The sequence below is a fragment of the Streptomyces sp. NBC_00984 genome (genome assembly GCF_045162475.1).
Taxonomy (GTDB): domain Bacteria; phylum Actinomycetota; class Actinomycetes; order Streptomycetales; family Streptomycetaceae; genus Streptomyces.
On sequence record NZ_CP108735.1, the window covers coordinates 358,028 to 382,157 of the forward strand.

Sequence of the window (24,130 nt, forward strand, 5' to 3'; positions counted from 1 at the left end):
CACATGCTCAATGAGTTCAGTTATGACGTGGGGCAGTGGGACCTCTCCCGTTTCCGGGAGCGTCCGCCGCAGGACACCTTCACGGTCTTCGACCTCGAATGGCATCTGCTCCCCGACGTGTGGCCGGGAAACGCGGTCGCCACGAAGCTCTTCACGTCCTGGCTCCCCTACGAGGAGGTCGACAGCTTCCTCGAAGTCGGCTGCGGCGCCGGCGTGACGGCCGTCATCGCGGCGATGCGGGGCTGTTCGCGGGTCTGTGCCCTCGACATCAACCCGGCGGCGGCCGAAACGGCCGAGCTGAACGCGACGCGGCACGGTGTGGGCGACAAGGTCACCACGCTGACCAGCGATCTGTTCTCCGGGCTCGACGAGGGCACGACGTTCAACCTGATCTACTGGAATTCACCGTTCGTCGAGGCGCCGGTCGAGCACGACTACCGAAGCCAGATCGACTACGCGGCCTTCGATTCCGACTACAAGATGCACGGCGCGTTCTTCGCCGGCCTCGAACAGCACATGTCCGAGACCACACGCGTCTTCCTGGGCTTCAGCGAGACCCTCGGAAATCCGCAGCGCCTCCACGAGCTGGCCGCGCGGTCGGGGTTCACCGCGTCCGTGTACCGCAGGGAGGAGATCGCCCTCCCTGCGGACTACTCGGGCCCCCGCAACGGCGACGGCAGCGGCCTGACGTCGTTGGTGTACGTGCTCTACGAGTTCCGGCGCACCGCTCCCGCGGCCTAGGGCCTGTCCGGCGGATCAGGGTCGGACAGGGCGCGGCGGCTGGTGCGGTGCATCGCAAGGCGCCGGAGCGTCCTGATAGCGGAGCTATTCGGACGTTTCGGCAACGCTGCGAGGTGCCGTGTCAGCCGCCGCGACCCCGGCCATGATCCGCCGGACAGGCCCTAAGGCCTGTCCGGCTCCCCCAGCCTGAGCTGCGGATCGGCGGTGCCCGCGGCGAGGATCGTACGGAACTGTTCGGCGATGTCCCGTGCTGTCGCCGCCCCGAAGAGGTCGGTGTTGTACTCAAGGCGCCCCGAGCAGCCCGCGCCCGAGCGTGTGACGGTCAGGGAGAGGTCGACCTTGGCCGTCGCGGTGTCGCCGAACTCCCCGTGCACCGCGCAGCCGGACAGCGTGAGGCCACCCCCCGCGCCCTCCTCCCGGGCGGCCTCCTGGTAGCCCAGCATGAGTTGGAAGACGGGGTTGAAGCCCGGGTCGCGTACGGGCTTCAACTCGTCCACGAGCAGGTCGAACGGCACGGCCTGGTGCGCCATCGCGCGGCGGCTCTCGTCACGGGCCCGGTGCACGAGCTCCTCGAAGGTGGGCTGCCCCGACACGTCGACGCGGTGGACGAGCGTGTTCACGAACATGCCGATCATCCGGTGGTGGCTCTCGCGCTGCCGGGACGTCACCGGCGCCCCGATCACCACATCGGCGCCGCCGCCGCGCAGCCGCACGAGGGCCGCGTACACCGCGAGCAGCACGGCGAACGGCGTCGCCCGGCACGCCTTGGCGAGCGTCACCGTCCGGTCGGTCACCGCCGGTTCGACGCTGAAGCGCACATGTCCGCCGAACACCCCCTGGACGGCTGGGCGTTCGCGGTCGGCCGGGAGGCTCGCGGGGGCGGGGAGTCCGGCGAGGTGGGTGCGCCAGTGCTCGACCAGCGGCCCGGTCCTCGCCTGCGTCAGCCGGCTCGTCTGCCACGCGGCGAAGTCGGCGTACTGCTCGTCGAGGGGCCGGAGCCCGGACGGCTCCCGCCGTCGCGCCGCCCGGTAGCAGACGGAGAGTTCGTGTTCCAGGATCTGCAACGACCCGCCGTCGCAGGCAATGTGATGAAGAGTCAGGCATAGCAGATGCCGGTCGGGGGCGGCGCGCAGGAGCAACGGCCTGATGACCGGTCCTGCCGCCAGGTCGAACGGCCGCTTGCCCTCCGCATCGGCGCGGCGGCGCGCCTCGGCATCCGGGTCCGGGTGCCCCGAGACGTCCACGACGGGGACGTTCACCGTCCCGGCGGGACGGACGACCTGACGCACGGCGCCCGCCCGCATCCGGTAGACGGTCCGCAGCACCTCGTGTCTGCGGACCACCTCGCTCAGGGCGCGGTCGAGCGCCGCGACGTCCAGGTCGCCGTCGACGCGGTAGATCAGGGGGACGGTGTAGACGGCCGATCCCGGGCGGAACCGGTCGAGTATCCATACCTTCCGCTGGGCGGGCGAGACCTCGCGGTCATCGCTCACGGGACACCTCGGCGGCCAGCCTGAGCACGGTCGGGTCGTAGAGGAACTCCCCGAGGTCCACATCCGCGTCGAACGTGTCGTTGACCCGGGAAACCAGCCGCATGGCGAGCAGCGAGTGCCCGCCGAGCGCGAAGAAGTCGTCGGTCAGGCCGACGGACGCGAGGCCCAGGATGTCGGCGGTGGTGGCCGCGAGGCGGCGTTCGAGGTCGGTGCGGGGTGCCTCGGCACCGGCGTCGGGGGCGGCCACCGGCAGCGCCTGGAGAGCGAGCCGGTCGACCTTTCCGGCGACGGTCAGGGGCAGTTGGGGCATGGCGAGGAACGCGGCCGGGATCATCCACTCGGGCAGCGTGCCGGCGAGGAACTCGCGCAGTCCGTCGGGTGCGCCGTCGGTCGCGGCGGGCACCACGTGGGCCACCAGGCGCCGGTCGCCGGTGGACTCGTCCACGGTGACCGCCGCCTGCCGGATGCCGGGGTGGGTGGTGAGGACGGCTTCCACCTCGCCGGGCTCGACGCGGTAGCCGCGGATCTTGACCTGGTGGTCGGCGCGGCCGGCGAAGTCGAGGGTGCCGTCGGCGCGGGCGGTGACCAGGTCGCCGGTGCGGTACATCACGGCTCGGTCCTCGTCGGCGAAGGGGTCGGGCAGGAAGCGTTCCCGGGTCTCGTCGGGACGTCCCACGTAGCCCCTGCCGACGCCGGGGCCGCCGATGAAGAGTTCGCCGGTGGTGCCGTCGGGCACCGGCTTGAGGTCCTGGTCCAGGACGTAGCAGGAGGTGTTCGCGACGGGTCCGCCGATGGGCACGGCGGTCGCGTCGGCGGGGACGGTGTCGACCTGGGCGCGCACCGCGAAGACGGTCGTCTCGGTGGGGCCGTAGCCGTTCACGAAGCGGTCGGGCCGGTCGGCGGGCGCGCCGGAAGTGAGCAAGCGGGCTCGGGCGACGTTGAGCACGTCGCCGCCCACGACGAGGTTGCGCAGGCCGCCGAAGCTGTCGGGCCGGTCGGCCATGACCTCGGTGAACAGGGCCGAGGTGAGGATCAGGGTGGTGATGCGGTGCGTGTCGAGCGTCCGCTTCAGCTCGCCGGGCGCGAGGACCACCTCGCGGGGGACGACGACGAGGGTGGCGCCGTTGAGCAGGGCGCCCCAGACCTCGTAGGTGAAGGCGTCGAAGGACGGGTCGGCCACCTGTGCGATCCGCTCGTCGGGGCCGAGCGGGACGACGTCGCCGCCGCAGACGAGCCGCAGCACGGACCGGTGCTCGATCATCACGCCCTTGGGCCTGCCGGTGGACCCCGAGGTGAACAGGACGTACGCGAGGGAGCGCGGCCCCGCCACCGGCTCGACGCCGCCGTCCGTGTCCCGCGCGCCGGCCGCCCGGACGTCCTGCGCGCGCACGACGACGCTCGCGCCCGCGTCGGCCAGCATGTCGTCCTGGCGGCGGCGTGGGTATCCGGGGTTGACGGGGACGTAGGCGCCCCCGGCCTTGAGGACGGCGAGGAGGGCGGTGATCATCTCGTGGCCGCTGTCGAGGAGGACGCCCACCCGGGTCTCGTCGCCGACGCCCCGCTCGCGCAGCAGGTGGGCGAGCTGGTCGGAGCGCCGGTCGAGTTCGGCGTACGTGAGGGAGTGCGCGCCGTCCACGACGGCGGCCTCGCCGGGGCGGGCCCGCGTCTGTTCGGCGAAGCGCTCGGGGATGGTCGAGTCCGCGGGGTAGGGGGTCGCGGCGCCACGCAGCAGGCCCATGTCAGCTCCTCCAGTTACTGGTTCGGGTGGTCGCTCCGGTCCCGGTCGGCCGGGGTGGTGGGGGTTCAGGGCGTCCCGGCACGCGCGGCCCGGTCGGCGAGGGCCCGCAGCGCCTGCCGGTCGGTCTTGCCGTTGGCGTTGAGGGGCAGGGTCGCCAGGTGCAGGAAGCGCCGCGGCACGAGATGGACGGGGAGACTCGTGCGCAGGGCGCGGACCAGGTCGCGGGGCGGTACGGCCTCGCCGGTGTAGCAGGCGACCAGTTCGGCGATGTCGTCGCGGCGCACGGCGGTCACGACGACGTCGTGGATCTGGGGCAGTCGGCGCAGGGTCGCCTCGACGTCGCCGGGTTCCACGCGCAGGCCGCGGATCTTCACCTGGTCGTCGAGGCGTCCCAGGTGGACGAGCCGGCCGTCCTCGACGCCGACCCGGTCGCCGGTGCGGAAGAAGTGTTCGGGCCCCGGGCGTCCGCCGTCCGCGGGGCCGTGGAAGCGTCCGGTGTCGTCGCGGGGGTCCACGTAGCCGTCGAAGCGCTGGGGTCCGCGTACGCACAGCTCACCGGTGCCCGCGTCGTGCAGCGGCTCCAGGTGGTCGAAGACCTGGCCGATGGGGACGGTGCCGTTGGAGGTACGGGGCCAGTGGGCGGGGTCGCGGGGCAACCGGTAGGCGGCGCAGGCGACGGCGGCCTCGCTGGGGCCGTAGGCATTGTCGATACGGGAGCCGGGGGCGACTGCGTGCCAGGCGCGCGCCTGGTCGAGGGTGAACTGCTCGCCGCCGAAGACGCTGTAGCGCAGGACGGTGGTCGCGCCGGGCGGGGTGGCCCCGGTGGTCGGCCCGGTGGGCAGCCGGCCGATCTGGGCGCTGACGGAGATGGCGGAGGGCACGGAGAACCAGTGGGTCAGGGCACGCCCCGCCGCGTAGTCGACGGGGCTGAACATCTCGCCGCGGCCGGGCACGACCAGCACGGCGCCGCCGGCCCAGGTGACGAAGAGGTCGTAGACGGACGGGTCGAAGCTCAGGTCGAAGGTGTGCGACATACGGCATCCCGGTCCGACCTCGTACCGGGCGAGGCACTCGCGGACGAAGGGCAGGACGTGCCGGTGCCGCAGCGGCATGCCCTTGGGGCGTCCGGTGGTGCCGGAGGTGAACAGGACGTAGGCGGTGGCATCGGGGTCGGGACGGTACGGCGGCAGCGTGCCGTCCGGTGCGGCGGCGAGGACGTCGTCGTCGGTGAGCGAAAGGACCGGGAGGCCGCTCGCCCACGCGTGGTCGCTGCCGCGCACGGCGGCGGCGTCGGCCACGACGACGTCCACGGCGGCCTGTTCCCGGACGCGGGCGAGCCGGTCGTCGGGGTGCTCGGGGTTGAGGGGCACGACAGCCGCGCCGAGCCGGAGCGTGGCCAGATAGCCGGCGAAGGCGACCGTGCTGCGGGTGGCCAGCAGCCCGACGCGCGCGACGGTCGGCCGCACGGCCCTGATCCGCTGCGCGAGGGCGTCGGCGGCCTGTCCCAGCTCGCGGTAGGTGAGGGTGCGGCCGGGCAGCTCGACGGCCGGCGCGTCCGGCCGGCGCTCGGCGGTGTCGGCGAACACCTCGTAGAGGGTGCTGCTCACCGGCCACCCGCGAGGAGCTCCGCCTGGGCGCGCACGGTCGGGTGCTGGAAGAGGTCCGCGACGGGCAGCGGGTGCCCGGCGACGTCCGCGAGCTGCTCGGAGAGCATCACCAGGAGCAGCGAGTTGCCGCCGGCGTCGAAGAAGCCCACGTCGATCGGTACGTCGTCGGGGTCGAGCGCCAGGGTCTCGGCCCAGGCGTCGCGCACCGCGAACAGGGTGTCGTCCTCGGTCATCGTTCCTCCGGTGGCGCGGTCAGGGTGGCGAGGCGCTGGTGCGGGTCGGCGGCCACGGCGGCCAGGAGGTCCTCGTAGCGGCGGGCCGCCCGCGCGACGGTCTCGGCGTCGAACAGCTCCCGGTCGTACTCCCAGATGAGCTCGACGTCCCTCTCGGTGTTCTCGCCCTTGCCGATCGCCTGCTCGGCGCGGGGGATCGCGACGACACTGAGGTCGAACTTGGCGCTGCCGTTGGTGACGCCGACGGTCACCGCGACGTCGAGTCCCGGCATCGTCACGGCGCCCAGCGGCGAGTCGTGGAAGGCGAACGCGACCTCGGACAGGGGCTGCCGGCCGGGGACGCGGGGCGGCCGCAGTGCGGTGACCACCTGGTCGAAGGGGAGTTCCTGGTGCTGGACGGCGCCGAGCGTGGTCGCGCGAACGCGTGTGAGCAGTTCCTGGAAGGTGGGGGCGCCGCGGAGGTCGGCGCGGAGCGCGACGGTGTTCACGAGCATGCCGAGGAGGTTCTCGGTCTCGGGGCGGCCGCGGCCCGCAATGCCGGTCCCGAGACAGAAGTCGTCCTTGCCGGACCAGCCGTGCAGCAGGACCTGGAAGGCGGCGAGCATCACCGTGAACAGGGAGACGCGTTCGCGCCTGGCGAGGTCGCGGACCTGGTCGGCGACGCGGGCCGGGACGGTGACGCGCAGGGTGTCACCGGTGAACCGGCGGCGCGCGGTGCGCGGCCGGTCGGTGGGAAGGTCGAAGTAGGGCGGCACGCCGTCGAGTTGGCGTGTCCAGTACGCCAGTTGTCGCTCGGCGTCCGCCGACCGGAGCCACTCGCGCTGCCAGACGGCGTAGTCGGCGAACTGGAGCGCGGGTTCGGGCAGCGGTGACGGCAGGCCCTGCGCGTAGGCCCCGTACAGGGAGCACAGTTCCTCGACGAAGACGTTGAAGCCCCAGCCGTCGTGGATCAGGTGGTGTTCGAGGTGGAGCAGGACGTGCCGGTCGGGTCCGGTGCGCAGGAGCCGCCAGTCGACCAGCGGGAGCCGGTCGAAGGGGAGGTCGACGCGGACGGCCTCGCGCACCGCCGCGCGGGCGGCCTCCTCGGGGTCGGCGGCGTCGCGCAGGTCCTCGACGGGCAGCTCGACGGGGAACGGCGGGTGGACGATCTGCCGCGGTCCCTCGCGGCCGGCGGCGAAGGTCGTGCGGTAGACCTCGTGGCGCCTGACCACCTCGGTGAGTGCTTTCGCGAGGGCGGCGGCGTCGAATGTTCCGGTGAGTTCGAGGGTCGCCTGGAACTGATAGGCGCGCATGCCCCGGTTGAGGTGCAGCAGGAACCACAGCCGCTCCTGCGAGCACGACAGCGGAACGGGCTCCGGGTGGGGGCCGGTGCGGAATGCGGGCGCTGTTCTGCCGGTGCGCGTGGTCCGACCGCTCACTGATGCGTTCCCTTCTGCTTTCGGCGGCGCGATGTCGTTCACTCCCATCGCACGGCACTCCAGTCGATCTCGACTCCGGCGGCCCACAGCCGGCCTGCCGCGCCGAGCAGCAGTTCGCGTTCGGTACGGCTCTCGAACTGGCCGGGCATCGTCTGCACCACCCGGGCGGCGGCGTCCGCGGGGCGCCCCGGATGGGCGAGCGCGAGACGGGAGAGTGCCTGTCCCGGACCCAGTTCGACCAGCATCGGGTCGGGCAGCCGCCACACCTCGGCCAGCTGGTCGGCGAACCGGATGGTGCGGCTCAACTGCCGGGCCCAGTAGCCGGGGTCGGTGGCCTCGTCGGCGCGCAGCCAGGTGCCGGTGGCGTTGGAGAGTACGGGCAGGCGGGGGGCCTCGATCGGCATCGTCGCGAGGAGCGCTTCGAGGGGTTCGGTCAGTGGCCGGGTCATCGTGGAGTGGAAGGCGTGGGTGGTCACGAGGCGGCGGCAGGCCACGCCGTGTGCGGCGAGGGTCCGCGCGCTCTCCTCGACGGCCTCGACGGGGCCGGAGAGCACGGTCTGTCCGGGGCTGTTGAGCGCGGCGAGCGACACGCCGGGCGCGAGGTGCGGGGTGACCTCGTCGGCTCCGGCCGTGACGGCGAGCATCGCGCCCTTCGGCAGCGCCTCCACGAGCCGGGCGCGGCCTGCGATCAGTCGCAGCGCGTCCTGAAGGGAGAAGACCCCGGCGACGCAGGCGGCGACGTACTCGCCGACGCTGTACCCGGCCAGCGCGGTCGGTTCGGCGCCGAGGTCCGACAGGGCCTTCGACAGCGCGTACTGCATCGCGAAGAGCAGCGGCTGGGCGACGACCGTGCGATGGATCTCCTGGGGCTTCTCGCGCCGCTCGAAGAGGGCCGCGAGGTCGGGGCGTGCGTCGTCGGCCGCCGGGTCGGCCTCCGGTGGGAAGAGCACGGGGCGCAGGTCGAGGCCGTGGTCGGTGGCGAGCGGACGCAGACAGCGGTCGAGTTCGCGGCGGAAGGCGGGCACGCACCGGTACAGGCCGGCGCCCAGGCCCGGGTACTGGTCGCCGACCCCGGAGAACAGGAAGACGCGGGAGGCGCAGGTTCCGGGGCCCGCGGTGAAGACGCGGCGGGGGTCGCGTCGGCGCAGCCACCGTGCCGCGTCGGCCGCCGAGGTGGCGACGAGCACGCGGCGTACGGTTCCCGGGGGCGCCGTGGCCCCGGGGAGGTCCGGTGCCGGGGCGGCGGCGCCGTCGTCCAGGGTGTGGAGCTGGTCGGCGAGTGCGTCGCTGGCTCGCTCCAGGGCGTCCGGTGTCGGTGCGCTGAGGGTCAGCAGGCGGGGCGGTCCGCTCATCGGGCCACCGCCTTGCGCACGTGGGCGGGCCAGCGTGCCGGGTCGGCGCCGTGCCGGCAGAGGAAGGCGTAGGTGAGGCGTTCGAGGCCGAAACCGGCGCAGCCGGTGAACACGGGCCGCTCGCCCGCGTCGCGGATGCCGAACGACTTCCCGAAGAACTGCTCGTGGTAGTTGAAGGAGGCGACGGCCACGTCCCGCTCGTCGTCCAGGGGCAGCCGGAGTTCGTACTTCATCTCCAGGAGCCGCTGGGACCAGGCCCGGACGGCCGCGGACTCGTTGAGGAAGAACGGGTCGCCGGCGACCTCGCACCGGCCGCCGAGTCCGAGCGACTCCGTCAGGGCGTAGGCGCGTTCCATCAGCCGGGCGCGGGAGGTGAGGACGAAGTCGGGGGTGCCGAGGAAGACGATCTCGCGGATGGTGAAGTCCCAGAGCCGTTCCAGGGAGCGGCGGTAGCGGGACTCGTACCGGAACGCCTTGCCACGGGAGGTGACCACCGTGTTCGGGGCGGGCGGTGGACCGTCGGCGTACTGGTGGTAGGTGTGGAAGCACATGGTGGGCGGCAGGACGTGGTCGATGTCGCCGGTGTTTTCGCGCAGGGCCGCGGCGAGATCGCCGCCGTCGTCCCCGTCGCCGCCGGTCAGTGTGGACAGGAAGGCGCGGTAGGTGTCGACGTCGCCGTGCAGCCGTGAGACCAGCATGAGGAGTTGCGGGAAGGACTCGAAGTAGCCGGTACGGCGCAGCGCGGGGGCGGACATCAGGGTCGGGTAGCGGAACTCGTGGGCGTCGAACTCGTCCAGGACGAGGGCGCGTATCTCGGCGTCGAGGTGGTCCATCAGGGACAGGACGGGTTCGCCGAGCGCGATCTGCCCCTCGCCCAGCTCCGCGGCGACGCCTCGCGCCAGGAGTTCGGGGAAGACGTCCCGGACCGCGCCGGCCTCGGCGGAGCGCCACACCACCTTGGGTTCCACCTGGCGCTGGCTCAGGACGTCGTTGGCGACGACCAGGTGCAGCTTGCGGGTGAGTGCGTCGAGGTCGGCCGCCGCCGCGTCCTGTGTGGTGACGTCGACCGCGGTGACCGTGTCCCCGGAGCGGATCAGGGTGAAGTCGGTGATCCGGTCGGAGACGAAGTAGATCCGCTTGGCCAGTTCGTCGGCGAGTGCGGCGGGGACCGGGGCGTCGAGCGGTATCCGGGTCATCGCGGCTCCCCGGTCGACAACGCGCCGCGCACTCCGATGAGTTCGCCGAGGATGCCGCGCTGCACGGCGTTGGTTCCGGCGTAGATGGGTCCGGCGAGCGCGTCGCGCAGTTCCCGCTCGATGCCCTCGTCGGTGAGGTAGCCGCGGGCGCCGTGCACCTCGACGGCCGCCATGGCGGTCCGCACCAGGCTCTCGCTGACGAAGATCTTGGCCATGGTGGCGTCCAGGAGCGCGAGCCGGCCCTCGCGCTTCAGCCAGCCGACCCGGTAGAGGAGCATCCGCGCCAGTTCGAGACGGATCTTCATGTCGGCTATCTCGTGGGAGACGGCCTGGAAGTTTCCGATCGAACGTCCGAACTGCTCCCGGGAGTTGGCGTGCCGCACGGACGCGTCGAGGAGCCGCTCCATGGCGCCGACCTGCGGCGCGAACATGAAGGAACGCTCCCACTCGATGGACGAGGTGAAGACGCCGTAGCCGCCGCCCTCCCGGCCGAGGACGTTCGCGGCGGGCACCGGCGTCCCGTCGAACTCGATCACGCCCATCGGGGTGGACCGCAGGCCCATCTTCGACAGTTCGGCCTTCTTGACGACGCCGGGCAGGTCGGCGGTGACGACGAACGCGGTGAGCTGGTTCTGCTTCCGGCCCTCGTCGCCGGTGCGGGCGAGGACGACGAAGACGTCGGCCACCGGTCCGTTACTGATGAAGCACTTGGTGCCGTCGAGCCGGTACACGTCGCCGTCGCGGCGCGCCACGGTGGTGATGCCGAGCAGGTCGGAGCCGGCCTCGGGTTCGGAGAGTGCCTGGGCGCCGATGAGACTGCCGGCGCACAGGGACGGCAGGTAGGCGCGCTTCACCTCGTCGCTGCCGTGGAGCAGCAGATGAATCGTGCAGGCCCACAGGTGGTTGTTGACGGCGAAGACGAGGCCGTTGTCCCGGCATCCGTAGCCGAGTGCCTCCAGGGCGATCATCGTGGTCAGCGGGTCGAGGCCGGCGCCGCCGTACTCCTCGGGCACGGGCCAGCCGAGCACGCCGAACGCGGCGCACCGCTCCCAGTCGGCGCGCGGGAAGCGGGCTTCGCGGTCGTCGGCCGGGGTGTCCTTGCCGAGCTCCCGCTCGGCGAAGGCGATGACGTCCTTGCGCAACCGGCGCTGCTCCGGGCTCAGTTCGAAGTCCACGCCCCACCTCCGACGGTGGCGCGCTTGCCGTCCACGAAGGCCGCGACGGCGTCGACCGAGGAGAAGTTCGCGAAGTCGAGGTCCTCGCCGCCCACCACCAGGTCGAAGGTCTGCTCGACCCACATGACGAGCTGGACGGCGAAGAGCGAGGTCGCGTATCCGCTCGCGAAGAGGTCCACGTCGTCGTCCACGGACTCCTCGCCGACGTGCGAGCCGATGAACGCGCGGATCAGGTGCCTGTCGTCCTCAACCATGCCGTCGCTCTCCCGACTTGTCGGACTCGTGGGTCTGGTGGGTGTCGTCGTCGTTCCGGTGGGTTTCGTGGCACTGGTGGGGGTCGTGACGCCGTGGCGTGGGGCGGCCCCGGGGGGTGTCGTAGCGGTGGAAGCCCTGGCCCGTCTTCCTGCCGAGGAGCCCCGCATCGACCAGCTTGCGCAGCAGCGGGCACGGGCGGTACTTGGGGTCGTCGAAGCTGTCGCACAGGACATCGAGCGAGAGCAGCACCGTATCGAGGCCGATGAGGTCGGCGGTCTCCAGCGGCCCCATGGCGTGCCCGAAGCACTCCTTGAACAGGCGGTCGATCTCGGCGGCCCCGGAGACGCCTTCGTGGAGCAGGAAGATCGCCTCGTTGAGCGTGAGCATCAGGACCCGGTTGGTCACGAAGCCCGGTGAGTCCCCGACCACGATGTGCCGTTTGCCCGCACGGTCCAGGAGGTCCTGGGTGCGCGCCAGGGTCTCGTCGGACGTGTGGTGGCCGCGGATCAGCTCGACGGTGGGTTTGGTGGGCGCCGGGTTCATGAAGTGCGTACCGATCACCCGGTCGGGCCGCCCGGTGGCGGAGGCGACCCGGGTGATGGGGATCGCGGAGGTGTTGACGCCGAAGGGCACGTCGGGGGCGCACAGGGAGTCGAGTTCACCGTAGAGAGGGCGCTTGAGGTCCCAGTTCTCGGTGGTGTTCTCGAAGAGGAAGTCGACCCCCCGCACCTCCTTGAGGTCCGTGGTGAACCTGATCCGCCCCACGACCTCCTCCGGGACCCGGTCCGGTGTCCCGGGGCGCAGCAGCCGCGCGAAGCGCACGTCCCGGCCGATCTGCGCTCGCGCGGAGTCGAGGACCTGGTCCGCGATGTCCACCAGAACGACCTCGTGCCCCTGCTCGGCGAAGAGCTGCGCGACTCCGCGGCCCATGGTGCCGGCGCCCACGACGCCTATCCGCTCCACTCCGGGCCTCCTTTCGTCTCGTCGAGAACTGCTCGGGAATGCGTCAGGACGGTCTCCCGGACGACGCTCATGGCTGCGGTCCGGCTCGTGCGGAAGTAGAAGTGACCGCCCGGCACGAGCCGGATGTCGGTGGGCCCCGTGGTGTGCCGGGACCAGGCCGCGACGGTGTCGGCGCCCGGCTCGTCCGTCCCGGCGACCGCGGTGACCGGGCAGGTCAGCGGGGCGTCCGGGGTGGGCCGGTAGCTGTCCAGGAGCGCGAAGTCGGCACGGAAACTGCTGAGGGCGTCGGCGCGCAGGTCCGGGTGGCCGCGCAGATGGTCGAGGGGCTCGCCCCAGCGCCGTTCGATCTCGCGCAGGAGCGCCTCGTCGGGCAGCAGGTGGAGGGGCTCACCGAACGCCGGCAGGGGTGGCGCCGGGCACGAGGAGACGATCAGGCGGTCGGGACCCCGTCGGCCACGGCGGCGCAGCTCCTTCGCCGTCTCGAAGGCGAGCAGCCCACCGAGGCTGTGCCCGAAGAGGACGAACGGTCCGTCGCCGTCGAAGGGGACGGCGGTCACCAGGGCGTCGACCAGCGGTCCGACGCGGGTGAAGGGCGGTTCGGCGTTGCGGGAGGTGCGGCCGGGCAGGTGGACTCCCCAGACCTGGACGTCCGGCAGGTCGTCGGCCCAGCGCACGTACTCCCCCGGCGATCCGCCGGCGTGCGGGAAGCAGAAGAGGGAGGTGGCGGCGTCCGGTCGGCGGTGCCGGCGCACCGTCCAGCCGCTCATCGGGCGCCCCGTGCGGCCAGGCGCTCCGCTATGAGGGCGGCGAGCTGCTGGGCGGTGGGGGCCTGGAAGAGGGCGCGGGGCACCAGTTCGACGGGGAAGACCTCGCGAGCCCGCGCGACGAACTTGGTGGCGATGAGGGAGTCGCCGCCGAGGTCGAAGAAGCTCTCGTCGGGCTCCACGTGGGGCAGTTCGAGGATCTCCGCGAAGAGGGCGGCCACCTGGTCGACGTTGTCGCCGTCCCCGGTCGGGGCCGGTTTCGGTGCCGGCTGCGGGGGTGCGGCGGGAGACGGGCCGGGCCGCTGTGCGAGGTCGGGGTCGTCCGGCTCCACCGTGTAGCGCTGTCCCGCGAAGGGGTAGGCCGGGAGGGCGACGCGCTCGGGGGCGGCGGTGTCGTGCAGTGCCGCCCAGTCGACGGGGGCGCCCGCGAGCCACAGGCGTCCGACGGCGTCGAGCACGGCCGGTTCTGCGGTGGGGGTCCGCTCGGCGCGCAGGTCGAGGGAGATGCCGCGCGGGCGGCGAGCGCCGGTTCGGTCCTCCGCGTCGTACGGGTCCGGCACGTCCGTCGAGGTGTCCGACCGGCCCAGGAGCGCGGCCCAGTACGCCGGATCGACCGCCTCGTCCGACGTGACCCGCCGCGCCTGCGTCCCGCCCCTCCCGACCCGGAGCGGCAGTACGGGCGCCCGGGGGCCGGCCCGCCGGACCGACTCCTCCCACGCGGCCCGCGCGTCCTCGGATTCCACGGGCCCTCGCTCCGCCGCTTCCGCCACCAGCCGTCCCGCCTCGGCCGCCCCGAACACCCCGGCCACCACGGCCGCCGCCAACACCCCGGCCACGCCCTCGCCCGAGACCGACGCGGGCACGACACCGCGCCGCTGCCACAGACGGGCGAGCGCGTACCGAGTGGCGAACGTGACGGTCCGCGCAGGGGCGGACCCCGCGAAGACGTCGCCCGCCGCGCACGCGTCCACGGCGCTCCGGAACGTCGGCTCGGCCGCGTACAGCCGGGCGGCGGCATCCCGCTCCCGCGCCATGTCGGCGCCGGTCACCGGCGTGCACCGGAAATCCACCGGCCCCGGCGCGGTGCCGGTGGCGGTGTCGGTGGCGGCGTCGACGAGCCGTTCGGGCAGTTCCCCGGAGAGCACGCGGACGGCGTCATCGACACCGTCCACGACCGCGAACCGCCGTCGCGCGTGCTCCGTACGCCCGGTCTGGAGCGTCCGGGCCAGACCGGCGGCCGGCGTCCCGGGGCGGTCCCGCAGATGCGCGGCGAGGCGGGCGACGGTCTGTTCCAGCGCGGCCGGGGTCTTCGCCGACAGCGGGAGGAGGTACCAGGAGCGGCCGGACGGCGGCGCGGCCTCCCGGGCGGGGGGCTGCTCCAGGACGACGTGCGCGTTGGTGCCGCCGAGGCTGAAGGAGCTGACTCCGGCGCGGCGCGGCATCCCCTCGGGCCGCCACTGCCGCGGCTGCGTGACGACGCGGAACGGGCCCGCCCCGAAGTCGATCTGCGGGTTGGGGGTGGTGAAGTGCAGGCTCGGCGGGAGCAGGCCGTGTTTGAGGGCCAGGACCGTCTTGATCAGTCCGGCGGCGCCGGCCGCGGCGTCGGTGTGCCCGATGCCGGTCTTCACGGAGCCGATTCCGCAGGGGGCGCGGCGCTCGCCGCCGCGCCGGAACGCCTTGGTGAGCGCCGCGATCTCGACGGGGTCGCCCAGAGGGGTACCGGTGCCGTGCGCTTCCACGTAGGTGCAGGTGGCCGGGTCGATGTCGGCTGCGCGATGGGCTGCTTCGATCACGGCGGCCTGTCCGTCGACGCCCGGGGCGGCGAAGCCCATGCGGTCGGCGCCGTCGTTGTTGACCGCGCAGCCCAGGACGACCGCGTCGATCCGGTCGCCGTCGGCCAGGGCCCGGTCGAGGCGTTTCAGTACGACGAGACCGACGCCGTCTGCTCCCACCGCCCCGCGCGCGTCCGCGTCGAACGCCCGGCAGACGCCGTCCGGTGCCTGGATGCCCGCCTCGGTCGGCTCGTCCGGCACGAACGGGAAGCGCACCGTCGCTCCCCCGGCGAGCGCCAGGTCGCAGTCGCCCGAGAGCAGGCCCTGGACCGCCAGATGCACGGAGACCAGGGAGGTCGCGCAGCCCGCCTGGACGGCGACGGTGGGGCCGCGCAGGCCGAGCTTGTAGGCGACGCGGCTGCACAGGAAGTCGGCTCCGTTGCCCATCCGGATCTCGTACGCCGACACCGGTGGCTGCCGTGCCCGCTGGGCGGTGAGGACGTGCCCGTAGGCGTTGTCGCTGCTGCCCCCGTACACACCGACGGTTCCCGGGTGACGGGCCGGGTCCACGCCCGCGTTCTCCAGGGCCTCCACCGCGCACTCCAGGAACACCCGGTGCTGCGGATTGACGAGGCGGGCCTCGCGCGGGGACATGCCGAAGTATCCGGCGTCGAAGCGCTCGGGATCGTCGAGGAGTCCGCGGGCCGCGATGCCGCGCGGTCCGGTCACGCGGGTGACCGCGTCACGTCCCTCGACCAGATTGCGCCAGAATTCATCGGCGTTCCGCGCTCCGGGAAAACGGCAGGCCATACCGATGACAGCGACGGGAACGGTCCCGTTTCCCCCGTGCGAACGGGACAGCTGACGCGCCTGGTGCGGCTGGTGCGGCTGGTGCGGCTGGTACACGACATCGGTGTTCCGGCCCTGAGTTGTCACTGACCGCCCAATCTCTTGTTGGTGAGATCAACCCGCCTCGCGATCGGCACCATACCTTCGCGTGCCGGAGAAATAGAAGTGATTCCAAGCCGTCCGAACATTTCCCGTGACGCGCTCGGAGAGCCCCTGAAAATCTCTTGAAATACTTCCCGAGGGGCCTGGAAACGTTGCCACACAACCTCTCTGACGCCACATCGGCACCACGCTCCGGTGAAAGCTGGACACATCGGAGCAGGACGGGTAGACCAACAAATCGACGCCTCTGGAAGACCGGAAAGATCTACTCCGCGCGTCGAACTCTGTTTTGGAGGAAGATTACTGGTGTTCGCAGATTTCATCGCTCCGCTCACTCCGGAGCAATTCTTCTCGGACCACTGGCCCGACACCCCGTACGCGGGACCGCCGACCGCGCTCCCCGGGCGGCTCCTCGCGGCGGTACCCGAACTGGGCAGCGCGGAAGAGGTGTTGAGGTCCTTCGGCGGCCCGGTCTCCCTCATCCAGCGCAACGGCCCGCACGCGCGCGTGCCGCGCGGCAGCGACGCACTGCCGATGTACCGGGCGGGGTTCACCTGCTACATGCGCCACGCCGAGCGGGAGTTCGCCGGCCTCACCGGGCTCATCGACGAGGCGGCGCTGCGGCTGGGGCTGCCGCCCGCCCGGATGTCCTGCGAGATCTTCTGCTCGACGGGTACGAGCGGTGTCCCCCTGCACAGCGACTTCGACGTGAACTTCACGCTGCTCCTGTCCGGCTCCAAGCGGTGGCGGCTCGCCCCGAACACGAGCATCGAGAACCAGACGACGATGTGCTTCGCGCGCGACCGCAAGCAGGCCGACGAACGTCAACTCGGCTACGCGCACGCGCCGTTCCCCGAACGGATGCCGGATGACGCCCGTGAGGTCACGATGGAGGCCGGCGGGCTGCTGTTCCTGCCGCGCGGCTGGTGGCACGAGACGTACTCGACCGGCGCCTGCATGCAGCTGAACCTCGTGGTCAAGGGCCCGCACTGGGCGCGGGTGTTCAGCGGCGCCCTGGAGGAGCGGCTGCTCGAAGCCGCCGACTGGCGGGAGTTCGCGTACGGGGTGTCGGCGGCCGACGGCCCCGGGCACGACGCGGCTGTGGACCGCCTCGCCGACCTGATCACCCGCTTCCAGAAGTCCCTGGCCGGCGAGGACCCCCGTACCCTGGCGGCCGAACTCGTCACGTCGTTCCGCGCCACCGACCCGCGCCCGGCCGGCGGCTGACCCCGGCCGCGAACGCCCGATGGCCCACCGCATGCGCGCGGTGAGCCATCGGGTGTTCGGGGGTGCCGCACGACGGGCGCGCGGCGCGTGGTCAGCTCTTCACGGTGCCCGCGCGCAGCCGGTCGATCATGTGCCGGGTCATCTCGACCGGGCTGCCCTCGCGGACGGCGGCGCGGCTCTGCGGCAGCTCCTTGTTGCGCAGCTCCACCGTCGCGTTCCAATCCTCACGGCCCGCGAAGGGGATCGTCTCGCCCTCCTGGTAGGCGGGGAAGGGACGGTAGCTGTTGAGGGCGGCGGGGTCGCTCCCCCGGACGAGCAGCGGGTCGAGGTAGAGGCCCTCGCTGCGGATCCGCGTGCTGGTGGAGATGTAGCCGATGTCGAGGCCGCAGCGGCGCTTGGCGGAGGTGTTCGCCTCCGAGCAGTGCAGCAGGCTCGGGTGGTGGATCGAGACGTCGCCCGGCTGGAGCTCGATGTCCACGATGCCGCGCTCGTCGGCCCACTCCCGCACCACGGTCTCGTCGGCCGTGGAGAACAGCATGTTGTCCTTGTCGGTCCGCACCGACGGCTTGTGCAGCGGCAGCCGGTGGCTGCCGGGGATCATGCGCAGGCAGCCGTTCTCCGTGGTGCTCTCGTCGATGGCGAGCCACACCGTCAGGGCTTCCATCGGGCTCAGCGTCCAGTAGGCGCCGTCCTGGTGCCACAGGACGGGCTGGCCGTCGTAGGGCGGCTTGCAGATGTAGTGGGCGGTGAAGCACGCCAGGTTCTCGCCGAGGAAGAACTCCCCTATGTCCACCAGCAGGGGCTCCGAGACCAGGCGCGCCCAGAAGGCGTCGTTGCGGATCAGGGGATGGTGGAAGTGCTCGGGGCGCAGGTCCGGGTATTTGCGGGTCAACCAGTCGACATGGGCGCGGGCCTCGTCCAGGAGATCCGGTGGCAGGACGTCACGGATGATGGCGAACCCTTGGTCGGCGTACTCCGCCGCGGCCTTCTCAAGGACACTCCGGTTGAGTGTGTGCATGTGTCAGCTCCTCGTGAGATGTGCCAAATATTGCTTTCCGTGCCGGACCAGTTCGTGGACCCGCCATGGTGTCCCGTCCGCCAGTGATTCGAGTTCCGCCGCGGACGCGTAGAGGTAGTCGAACCAGGGCGTCGACGTCACACCGTCCCTGATGCGCAGCCGCTGCTGCCCGGCCAGCCGGCCCGCGGCGAGGTTGCGCTCCTGGTACGCCCGGTTCCAGGCGCTGGTCAGGGCGTGCGGGTCGACGCTCACGCCGAGGAGTGAGCCGCCGGGGCGGGTCACGGCGGCGAGGCGGCGCAGGATGTCCCCGGCCTTCTCACGGTTGCCCAGGAGCCCGATGTTCTGGCCGCCGAGCAGCACGGTGTCGAAACTGCCGATGTCGGGCGTGAGCGTCTCGACGGTGGTGGTGAGCGTCTCCACGCCCCGCAGACGGGCGATGTCGGCGGCGCCGGGCGAGGACTCGACGCCGAGCACCTGGTGGCCCTGTTCGAGCAGGTGGGTGGCGTGCCGGCCGGGCCCGCACCCGACGTCGAGGACCCGCTGTCCGGCCCGTTCGCAGAGCTGTTGTTCGAGCGGGGCCCACTCGGCGTGGGGCGCGAAGTACCGGTGGACGTCGTTGGCGGTGATCAGGCCGTCGTCGCGCTCGATGATCTCGTAGGAGACGCCCGGCCGGGCGCCTGCCTCCCAGACCTCCCGGACGGCGTCGCCGAAGGGGTCCCCGCCGGTGGCGAGATCGAGGGTGGTGGTGTGAACACTCACGGTGGGTCTCCCGCGTGATGGGGTCGGTTACGGGGGCGGGGTGCTGCGGGCGTCGGGCCCGTCAGACCTCCCACTCCGGGGGAAAGGTCCGGTGCGAACGGAGCGGCGAGCGCAGCAGGATGACGACGGGGATCGCCGTGACGACCACACCGACCCAGAGGGCCACCGTGGTCGACCAGGTGCCGGCGAGGACACCGCCGATCAGACCACCGAGCGGGGTGGCGCCCTGGGTGACGACGCCGTTGGCGGCGGTGACGCGTCCCATGTAGGCGAGCGGGGTGGCGCGGGCGCGCAGTCCGGCGACGGCGACGGCCCGGCCGACCACGACGAAGCCGATGAGGATCTGGGCGGTGGCGACGAGGGGGACGGCCGCGCCGCGGAAGACGGCGGCGAGGGGCGCGGCGACGAGGGCGAAGGGGGCGAGCGCGGAGAAGACCATCGTCATCCGGATCTCGCCGAACCGGCGCCGCAGCCGCGGGCAGAGCAGCGAGGCGACGACACCGGCGACGGCGCCCAGGGTGGACAGCAGGCCGAAGGCCCAGGAGGAGACGCCGACCTCGTCGAGGAGGAAGACCGGCAGCATCGCCAGCATGATGCCGGCGCCGAGGTTGTTCAGGGCGGCCTGGCAGACGATCAGGCGGAGCAGGGGGTGCTTGAAGAGGAACCGTACGCCCTCGACGATCTCGCGGCGGAAGTTGCGCTTCTCGACGGGGGGCCGGTCCATCTCGGCGGGCTTGATGCCCTTGACCATCAGGATGGACACGAGGTGGCAGACGACGGCGAACAGGTACAGGAGGGGGGCGGGGACGGCCCGGGTCGCCAGGCCTGCCACGCCGGGTGAGACCGCCATGATGGTGGTGGAGGAGGTCTGCAGCCGGGCGTTGGCGTCGGCTATCCGGCGCTTGGGCAGCAGTTGGGGCAGCACGCTGTTGTGCGCGACGTCGAAGAACACACCGCTCACGCTGCCGACGAAGGCCGTCGCGATGAGGTGCGGCACGGTCAGGGCGTCGAGGGCGTAGGCGAGCGGGATGCCGGCAAAGGTGACCGCGTAGATCGCGTCCGACCAGAGCAGGACGGACTTGCGGTTCCAGCGGTCGACCCAGACGCCGGCGGGCAGCCCGACCAGCAGGTATCCGAGGCGGCTGAAGACGAAGATCAGACCGACTTCGAAGGGGCTCGCGTGCAGTGACGTGACCGCGGTGATAGGGAGTGCGAAGCCGGCGATCTCGGCCGCGGAGAACCGGAACCCGTTCGCTCCCCACAGTCGTCTGAAGCCGGGTACCCGAAGGACTTCGGACTCGGACTCGACCTTTCCCTCGGTGGTCACCACAAGAGCGCTCTCTTCCCCTAGCCGAAGATCGTGAAGCCACTCATTATGGGCAGTCGCGGAGAACTCGCCAGGTCAGAGAGCCATTTCCGGTCGACTTTCCCATTGCTGAGCCTGGGGAGTTCGCCGTCGACGTGCACGACGTGACGCGGAAGCATGTAGGGCGGCAGGTATTCCGGCAGCCGTCCGCCGAGGGTGCGGGCCGCTTCGGTTTCGGCGGTGACGAATACCGTGATCAGATTGGAGAAGACGGGGTCCGGGGTGGCGACGGCCACCGCTTCGTGGACGCCCGCGCAGCGCCGTACGGCCTTTTCCACCTCGCCGAGCTCCACGCGGTAGCCGCGCGACTTGATCTGCGCGTCCACCCGCCCGATGAACCGCAGGTCACCGTCGGGGTTCTCGCAGACCTGGTCGCCGCTCGCGTACCACTCGCGGCCGTCGGCGGTGCGCACCATCGACCGTGCGGTCTGCGCGGCGTCGAGGTAGCCGGTCATCAGCATCGCGCCGCGCACGAGGAGTTGGCCCGGCTCTCCCGGTGCCACGGCGGTCAGGTCGTCGTCCACGACCAGGATCTCCGCGCCGGACAGTACGCGCCCGATGAGCACTTCGTCCTCGGGTCCCAGAGGAGGCTGAATCTCGTGGAAGGTACACACATTGCTCTCGGTGGGGCCGTACACGTTCAGGAGCCGCATCGCCGGAAGGGCGTCGTGCAGGGTGTTGACGTCGACGGGGTGCAGGATCTCGCCGCCGGTGACGAACGCGCGGAGCCCGGAGAGACGGGGCAGCAGCGAGGTGCCGTGCCGCACCAGCCAGACGAGGGTCGACGTCACCGCGTACAGGACGGTGCCGCCGGAGCGTCGGCAGAAGTCGATGTACGCGGCGGGGAAGGGCGCTGCGGCGGCGGGCATCAGGGCCACCGCGGCTCCCGACCTGACGGCGGCGAACAGGTGCAGGGTGGTGGGGTCGAAGTGGAGCGGGGCGGAGTTGACGATGACGTCGTCGGGGGTGAGGTCGAGTTCGGCCACGGCCCAGTCGACGAACGCCGATGCGCTCGCGTGGGTGTGGACGACGCCCTTGGGGATGCCGGTGCTCCCGGAGGTGTGCAGGACGTAGGCGAGGTCGTCCACCGGCGGGCGCGGGTCGCCCTCGCGCAGGTGGGCCCACAGCCCGTCGTCGGCGCCGGGCGGCGCGGGCAGCGGGCTCCAGTCCAGGCCGGGGGTCAGCGCGTCCCACTGGGCGCGGGCCGCGCCGTCGGCCACGACGGCGCGGGGGGCGCAGGCGCGGGTGATGAGGTCGGCGCGGGCGATCGGTCCGTCCGGGTCGAGGGGCACGTATCCCCCGCCGGAGCGCAGGATGCCGTGGACCGTCGCGACGCCGGCGGACGACTTGCGGCCGTGCCACACCACGCAGTCGCCGTCGCGCACCCCGAGGTCGCGCAGGGCGAGCGCGACGGCCTCCGCCGCGTCGTCCAGCTCGGTGTAGCTGAGGGTCACGTCGCCGTCGATCACGGCGGGCCGGTCCGCGTGCAGCTTGGCCGCGGCCCGCAGGTCGTCGCGGAGAGAGGTGCTGACGCCCATCAGCGCCCCTTCGCGGTCAGGAAGGAGCGGATCGCCGTGATGGTCTCGAAGTGGGTCGGCAGGATCTCCGTGTCGTCGATCCTGATGTCGAACGAGTCCTCGAGCCGGGACACGACGGTCAGCAGGGAGAGGGAGTCGATGATCCTGCGCGCGATGAGCGGGGTCTCGTCCGTCACCTCCTGACCGGGCGCCGACTCCTCGACGATGCTCCGCACGGTGGCCAGCACGGAATCCTGCGCCATCACAAACCCAGCCCTTCAGCGATGATCTTCATTTGCATGTCGGAGGTGCCCGAGTAGTACCGGCTGGCAATCGCGTCCGACATGAGGTGGGCGGCACCGGTCTCGGGGAACAGCGCGTATCCGCCGTAGACGTCGGGTAGCTCCCGGCAGAAGGCGTTGAATTCGTTGCTCACGTGAAGCTTCGTCAACGAGGCGCGCGCGTGGTCGAGTTCGCCGCGGTCGGCGGCGCGCGCGGTCGTGACAAGGACCTCCCGGGCGCTGGTGAGACTCAGGTGCATGCGCACGACGCGCTGCCGGATCGTCTCGTAGGTGCTCAGGGTGGAGCCGAACTGACTGCGCGTGCGGACATGTTCGACGGCCTTGCGCAGGGCGTGGGACATCAGGCCGAGCACCGGCGCGAGGATGAAGGCGCGCTCGTAGCGCATCGCGCGCATGAGGACCGCGTAGCCGCCGCCCACCGGACCGAGCACGGCCGATGCGGGCACCGCGCAGTCGTCCAGGCGCAGCGAGCCGACCTGGGCGCCCGGCAGGCCGGCCTTCTCGAAGGCGGGGCCGACGCCGAGTCCCGGGGTCGTGCGCGGGATCAGGAAGGCGCTCAGGCCGGCCAGCGCGCTGCCCTCGGCGGTGCGGGCGAGGACGACGAAGACGTCGGCGACGGGGCCGTTGGTCACGAAGGTCTTCGCGCCGTCGAGGGTCCAGCCGCCGTCGTCGCGCGGGGTGGCCCGGGTGGTGAGGGAGAGCAGGTCGGACCCGGCGTCGTACTCGGTGGCGGCGAAGGCGCCCACCGCGGTCCCGGCCGCGAGCGGCGTCAGACAGGTGCTGAGCTGTGCGGCGTCGGCGAACGCGGCGACCGGCTCCTGGCAGGCCCACATGTGGGCGGAGAAGGCGAACGGCAGCCCGGAGCGGCCGGTGGCGTCGGCCATGGCCTCCATCGCGAGGCAGCTGGCGAGAAAGCCGGCGCCGGTGCCGCCCCGCTCGGCGGGCAGGGGCAGCGAGAACAGGCCCTGGGCGCCGGCCGACTTCCACGCCCGCTCGTCCTCGGCGGCGCCTGCCGCCCAGGTGCGGAACCCGTCGAGCCAGGTGGTGAACTCGGCGCTGTCCACCAGGTGCGGGGCGCTGCTCATGAGGTCTCCTGCGCCGGGGCGATCGGCCACTTGTACACGTGGTGGGAGCGGGCGAGGCCGAAGTGGCCCATGGACGAGGGCTGGTGGTCCTGGGAAGTCAGGGCGAGCACCTCGATGTCGCGGCCGGCTCCCAGGTCGCTGCGCAGCCAGGCGAAGACGTCCTCGGTCATGCCGACACCGCGGTGGACGGGGCTCAGCTTGACCTCGTGCAGGAAGACGCGCGGGGCGCCGTCGGGCCGCAGCCGGCCGAGCCGGGTGAGGGTGAAGGCCGCCGCGACCTGGCCTTCGCTCTCCACGACGTAGTGGGTGGTGCCGGGGGTCCCGCCGCCGTGCGCGAGGAGTGCCGCGAAGTCGCCCTTGCCGTCCTCGTCGTAGATGCGCTGAAGCGCGTCGGCGTCGCCGGGCGCTGCCGGGCGGATACGGCGCGGTGCGGGGCTCTCAGTCATCGCTCGCCGCCCTCGCCGCGCCCACGGCCGCCCCGGCGTCGGCCCGGTGGCGCTCCCAGCGGTCGACGGCCTGGCGCAGTTGGGCGGTGTAGTCGCTGTTGGCGATGAAGCCGTGGCCGCGTCCGTCGCGCAGCTTGACGGCGCGCAGGCTCGGGTGCCCGTCGAGGTGCTCCATGATCGGCCGCAGGTGCTTGAGGGCGAAGTAGGAGTCCTTCTCGGGGATCACGACGTGCAGGTAGCGGGCGCTGCCGGGGGCGGCCCAGTCGCGGATGATCTCCGTGGTGGCTTGCGGGCGCGCCATGGCGGGCAGGTCGCTGAAGGGCTCGGCCTCGCGGGTCCACTGGGGCAGGATCAGGGGGTCGTTGTGCGGTGACACGACGAAGGCGAGGTCGTCCTGTCCGCCGCGCATGCAGTGCTTGATGGCCGCGTAGCCGCCGGAGGAGAGTCCGTGCCAGACGGTGCCGCGCAGGCCCCACTGCTGGAGGAGCGACGTGCGCAGTTCGAGTACCCGGGGCAGGAACTCGTCCTCGCCGAGCAGGAACCAGCCGCAGCTCGATTCCTTTGTGTAATTGTGGATCGGGTCGGACACGAGGAGACAGACGGAGTTCTCCGCCTCGTCCCACTGACGGCGTGCGAATACCGGAGGAACGTGCTTCTCGATCACGCTGAAGCCATGGAAGAGAACATGGAGATAAGGGCTTGTGATCTTGTCGGGCACACTCACCATGTAGTCGAGGGAATAGCCCTCGGAA

The 24,130-nt window shown here is 72.0% G+C and carries 22 protein-coding genes; 2 read left to right on the forward strand and 20 right to left on the reverse strand.

Going from position 1 to position 24,130, the window contains the following annotated elements; genetic code table 11:
- The first annotated feature begins 3 nt into the window (after positions 1-3).
- Positions 4-741 carry a methyltransferase gene (locus OG520_RS41515; protein ID WP_331748322.1) on the forward strand — a complete coding sequence of 246 codons (738 nt, stop codon included), beginning with the start codon at positions 4-6 and terminating at the stop codon, positions 739-741.
- 161 nt (positions 742-902) lie between these two features.
- Here OG520_RS41515 and OG520_RS41520 read toward each other — a convergent pair whose 3' ends face one another.
- The 12 genes from OG520_RS41520 to OG520_RS41575 all read right to left on the reverse strand — a co-directional run bounded on the left by OG520_RS41520 (position 903) and on the right by OG520_RS41575 (position 15,613).
- Positions 903-2,234, reverse strand: coding sequence for a condensation domain-containing protein (locus tag OG520_RS41520; protein ID WP_331748325.1), 1,332 nt, complete (start codon positions 2,232-2,234; stop codon positions 903-905).
- The gene (locus OG520_RS41525) at positions 2,224-3,972 is read right to left on the reverse strand and encodes a non-ribosomal peptide synthetase (RefSeq protein ID WP_331748328.1); all 1,749 of its coding nucleotides are present in this window, start codon (positions 3,970-3,972) and stop codon (positions 2,224-2,226) included. Before OG520_RS41525 ends, OG520_RS41520 begins: the two co-directional genes overlap by 11 nt.
- Positions 3,973-4,037: 65 nt before the next feature.
- The gene (locus tag OG520_RS41530; RefSeq protein WP_331748331.1) at positions 4,038-5,579 is read right to left on the reverse strand and encodes an AMP-binding protein; all 1,542 of its coding nucleotides are present in this window, start codon (positions 5,577-5,579) and stop codon (positions 4,038-4,040) included.
- Positions 5,576-5,812 (reverse strand): acyl carrier protein, encoded by a 237-nt coding sequence (locus OG520_RS41535; protein WP_331748334.1) that lies wholly within the window; start codon positions 5,810-5,812, stop codon positions 5,576-5,578. The genes OG520_RS41530 and OG520_RS41535 overlap by 4 nt, the downstream gene beginning before the upstream one ends.
- The gene (locus OG520_RS41540; RefSeq protein WP_331748337.1) at positions 5,809-7,230 is read right to left on the reverse strand and encodes a condensation domain-containing protein; all 1,422 of its coding nucleotides are present in this window, start codon (positions 7,228-7,230) and stop codon (positions 5,809-5,811) included. The genes OG520_RS41535 and OG520_RS41540 overlap by 4 nt, the downstream gene beginning before the upstream one ends.
- 38 nt (positions 7,231-7,268) lie before the next feature.
- On the reverse strand, positions 7,269-8,582 hold the full coding sequence (locus tag OG520_RS41545) for an acyltransferase domain-containing protein (protein WP_331748340.1): 1,314 nt from the start codon (positions 8,580-8,582) through the stop codon (positions 7,269-7,271).
- The gene (locus OG520_RS41550) at positions 8,579-9,778 is read right to left on the reverse strand and encodes a hypothetical protein (protein WP_331748343.1); all 1,200 of its coding nucleotides are present in this window, start codon (positions 9,776-9,778) and stop codon (positions 8,579-8,581) included. The genes OG520_RS41545 and OG520_RS41550 overlap by 4 nt, the downstream gene beginning before the upstream one ends.
- Complete coding sequence (locus OG520_RS41555) at positions 9,775-10,953, reverse strand: acyl-CoA dehydrogenase family protein (protein WP_331748346.1); 1,179 nt, start codon at positions 10,951-10,953, stop codon at positions 9,775-9,777. The genes OG520_RS41550 and OG520_RS41555 overlap by 4 nt, the downstream gene beginning before the upstream one ends.
- Positions 10,938-11,207: a phosphopantetheine-binding protein gene (locus tag OG520_RS41560; RefSeq protein ID WP_331748349.1), complete on the reverse strand. Its 270-nt coding sequence runs from the start codon at positions 11,205-11,207 to the stop codon at positions 10,938-10,940. The genes OG520_RS41555 and OG520_RS41560 overlap by 16 nt, the downstream gene beginning before the upstream one ends.
- On the reverse strand, positions 11,200-12,138 hold the full coding sequence (locus tag OG520_RS41565; protein WP_331749540.1) for a 3-hydroxyacyl-CoA dehydrogenase NAD-binding domain-containing protein: 939 nt from the start codon (positions 12,136-12,138) through the stop codon (positions 11,200-11,202). The genes OG520_RS41560 and OG520_RS41565 overlap by 8 nt, the downstream gene beginning before the upstream one ends.
- A 20-nt stretch (positions 12,139-12,158) precedes the next feature.
- Positions 12,159-12,938 (reverse strand): alpha/beta fold hydrolase, encoded by a 780-nt coding sequence (locus OG520_RS41570; RefSeq protein WP_331748352.1) that lies wholly within the window; start codon positions 12,936-12,938, stop codon positions 12,159-12,161.
- Positions 12,935-15,613 (reverse strand): type I polyketide synthase, encoded by a 2,679-nt coding sequence (locus OG520_RS41575; protein ID WP_406016740.1) that lies wholly within the window; start codon positions 15,611-15,613, stop codon positions 12,935-12,937. Before OG520_RS41575 ends, OG520_RS41570 begins: the two co-directional genes overlap by 4 nt.
- A gap of 351 nt (positions 15,614-15,964) precedes the next feature.
- Between OG520_RS41575 and OG520_RS41580 the strand changes: the two genes are divergently transcribed.
- Complete coding sequence (locus tag OG520_RS41580) at positions 15,965-16,885, forward strand: cupin-like domain-containing protein (protein WP_331748358.1); 921 nt, start codon at positions 15,965-15,967, stop codon at positions 16,883-16,885.
- Between the two features lie 91 nt (positions 16,886-16,976).
- Here OG520_RS41580 and OG520_RS41585 read toward each other — a convergent pair whose 3' ends face one another.
- The 8 genes from OG520_RS41585 to OG520_RS41620 all read right to left on the reverse strand — a co-directional run bounded on the left by OG520_RS41585 (position 16,977) and on the right by OG520_RS41620 (position 24,105).
- Positions 16,977-17,903, reverse strand: a complete 927-nt coding sequence (locus tag OG520_RS41585; RefSeq protein WP_331748362.1) for a phytanoyl-CoA dioxygenase family protein — start codon at positions 17,901-17,903, stop codon at positions 16,977-16,979.
- Between the two features lie 3 nt (positions 17,904-17,906).
- Positions 17,907-18,662, reverse strand: coding sequence for a class I SAM-dependent methyltransferase (locus tag OG520_RS41590; protein WP_331748365.1), 756 nt, complete (start codon positions 18,660-18,662; stop codon positions 17,907-17,909).
- A gap of 61 nt (positions 18,663-18,723) precedes the next feature.
- A complete protein-coding gene (locus OG520_RS41595; RefSeq protein WP_331748368.1) occupies positions 18,724-19,989 on the reverse strand; it encodes an MFS transporter in 1,266 nt (421 codons plus the stop codon).
- Positions 19,990-20,009: 20 nt separating this feature from the next.
- Complete coding sequence (locus OG520_RS41600; protein WP_331748371.1) at positions 20,010-21,566, reverse strand: amino acid adenylation domain-containing protein; 1,557 nt, start codon at positions 21,564-21,566, stop codon at positions 20,010-20,012.
- Complete coding sequence (locus OG520_RS41605; protein WP_331748374.1) at positions 21,566-21,808, reverse strand: acyl carrier protein; 243 nt, start codon at positions 21,806-21,808, stop codon at positions 21,566-21,568. Before OG520_RS41605 ends, OG520_RS41600 begins: the two co-directional genes overlap by 1 nt.
- Positions 21,808-22,932 (reverse strand): acyl-CoA dehydrogenase, encoded by a 1,125-nt coding sequence (locus tag OG520_RS41610; protein ID WP_331748376.1) that lies wholly within the window; start codon positions 22,930-22,932, stop codon positions 21,808-21,810. The genes OG520_RS41605 and OG520_RS41610 overlap by 1 nt, the downstream gene beginning before the upstream one ends.
- On the reverse strand, positions 22,929-23,378 hold the full coding sequence (locus OG520_RS41615) for a hypothetical protein (RefSeq protein WP_331748379.1): 450 nt from the start codon (positions 23,376-23,378) through the stop codon (positions 22,929-22,931). The genes OG520_RS41610 and OG520_RS41615 overlap by 4 nt, the downstream gene beginning before the upstream one ends.
- Positions 23,371-24,105, reverse strand: coding sequence for a hypothetical protein (locus tag OG520_RS41620; protein WP_406016741.1), 735 nt, complete (start codon positions 24,103-24,105; stop codon positions 23,371-23,373). The genes OG520_RS41615 and OG520_RS41620 overlap by 8 nt, the downstream gene beginning before the upstream one ends.
- Positions 24,106-24,130 lie beyond the last annotated feature (25 nt).

Excerpts from the sequence above, each read along its gene's own strand:
- OG520_RS41515 (WP_331748322.1), top strand. The coding sequence starts at position 4 with ATGCTCAATGAGTTCAGTTATGACGTGGGGCAGTGGGACCTCTCCCGT.
- OG520_RS41525 (WP_331748328.1), bottom strand. The coding sequence starts at position 3,972 with ATGGGCCTGCTGCGTGGCGCCGCGACCCCCTACCCCGCGGACTCGACC.
- OG520_RS41535 (WP_331748334.1), bottom strand. The coding sequence starts at position 5,812 with ATGACCGAGGACGACACCCTGTTCGCGGTGCGCGACGCCTGGGCCGAG.
- OG520_RS41545 (WP_331748340.1), bottom strand. The coding sequence starts at position 8,582 with ATGAGCGGACCGCCCCGCCTGCTGACCCTCAGCGCACCGACACCGGAC.
- OG520_RS41550 (WP_331748343.1), bottom strand. The coding sequence starts at position 9,778 with ATGACCCGGATACCGCTCGACGCCCCGGTCCCCGCCGCACTCGCCGAC.
- OG520_RS41560 (WP_331748349.1), bottom strand. The coding sequence starts at position 11,207 with ATGGTTGAGGACGACAGGCACCTGATCCGCGCGTTCATCGGCTCGCAC.
- OG520_RS41565 (WP_331749540.1), bottom strand. The coding sequence starts at position 12,138 with ATGGGCCGCGGAGTCGCGCAGCTCTTCGCCGAGCAGGGGCACGAGGTC.
- OG520_RS41570 (WP_331748352.1), bottom strand. The coding sequence starts at position 12,938 with ATGAGCGGCTGGACGGTGCGCCGGCACCGCCGACCGGACGCCGCCACC.
- OG520_RS41585 (WP_331748362.1), bottom strand. The coding sequence starts at position 17,903 with ATGCACACACTCAACCGGAGTGTCCTTGAGAAGGCCGCGGCGGAGTAC.
- OG520_RS41600 (WP_331748371.1), bottom strand. The coding sequence starts at position 21,566 with ATGGGCGTCAGCACCTCTCTCCGCGACGACCTGCGGGCCGCGGCCAAG.
- OG520_RS41605 (WP_331748374.1), bottom strand. The coding sequence starts at position 21,808 with ATGGCGCAGGATTCCGTGCTGGCCACCGTGCGGAGCATCGTCGAGGAG.
- OG520_RS41610 (WP_331748376.1), bottom strand. The coding sequence starts at position 22,932 with ATGAGCAGCGCCCCGCACCTGGTGGACAGCGCCGAGTTCACCACCTGG.
- OG520_RS41615 (WP_331748379.1), bottom strand. The coding sequence starts at position 23,378 with ATGACTGAGAGCCCCGCACCGCGCCGTATCCGCCCGGCAGCGCCCGGC.
- OG520_RS41620 (WP_406016741.1), bottom strand. The coding sequence starts at position 24,105 with ATGGTGAGTGTGCCCGACAAGATCACAAGCCCTTATCTCCATGTTCTC.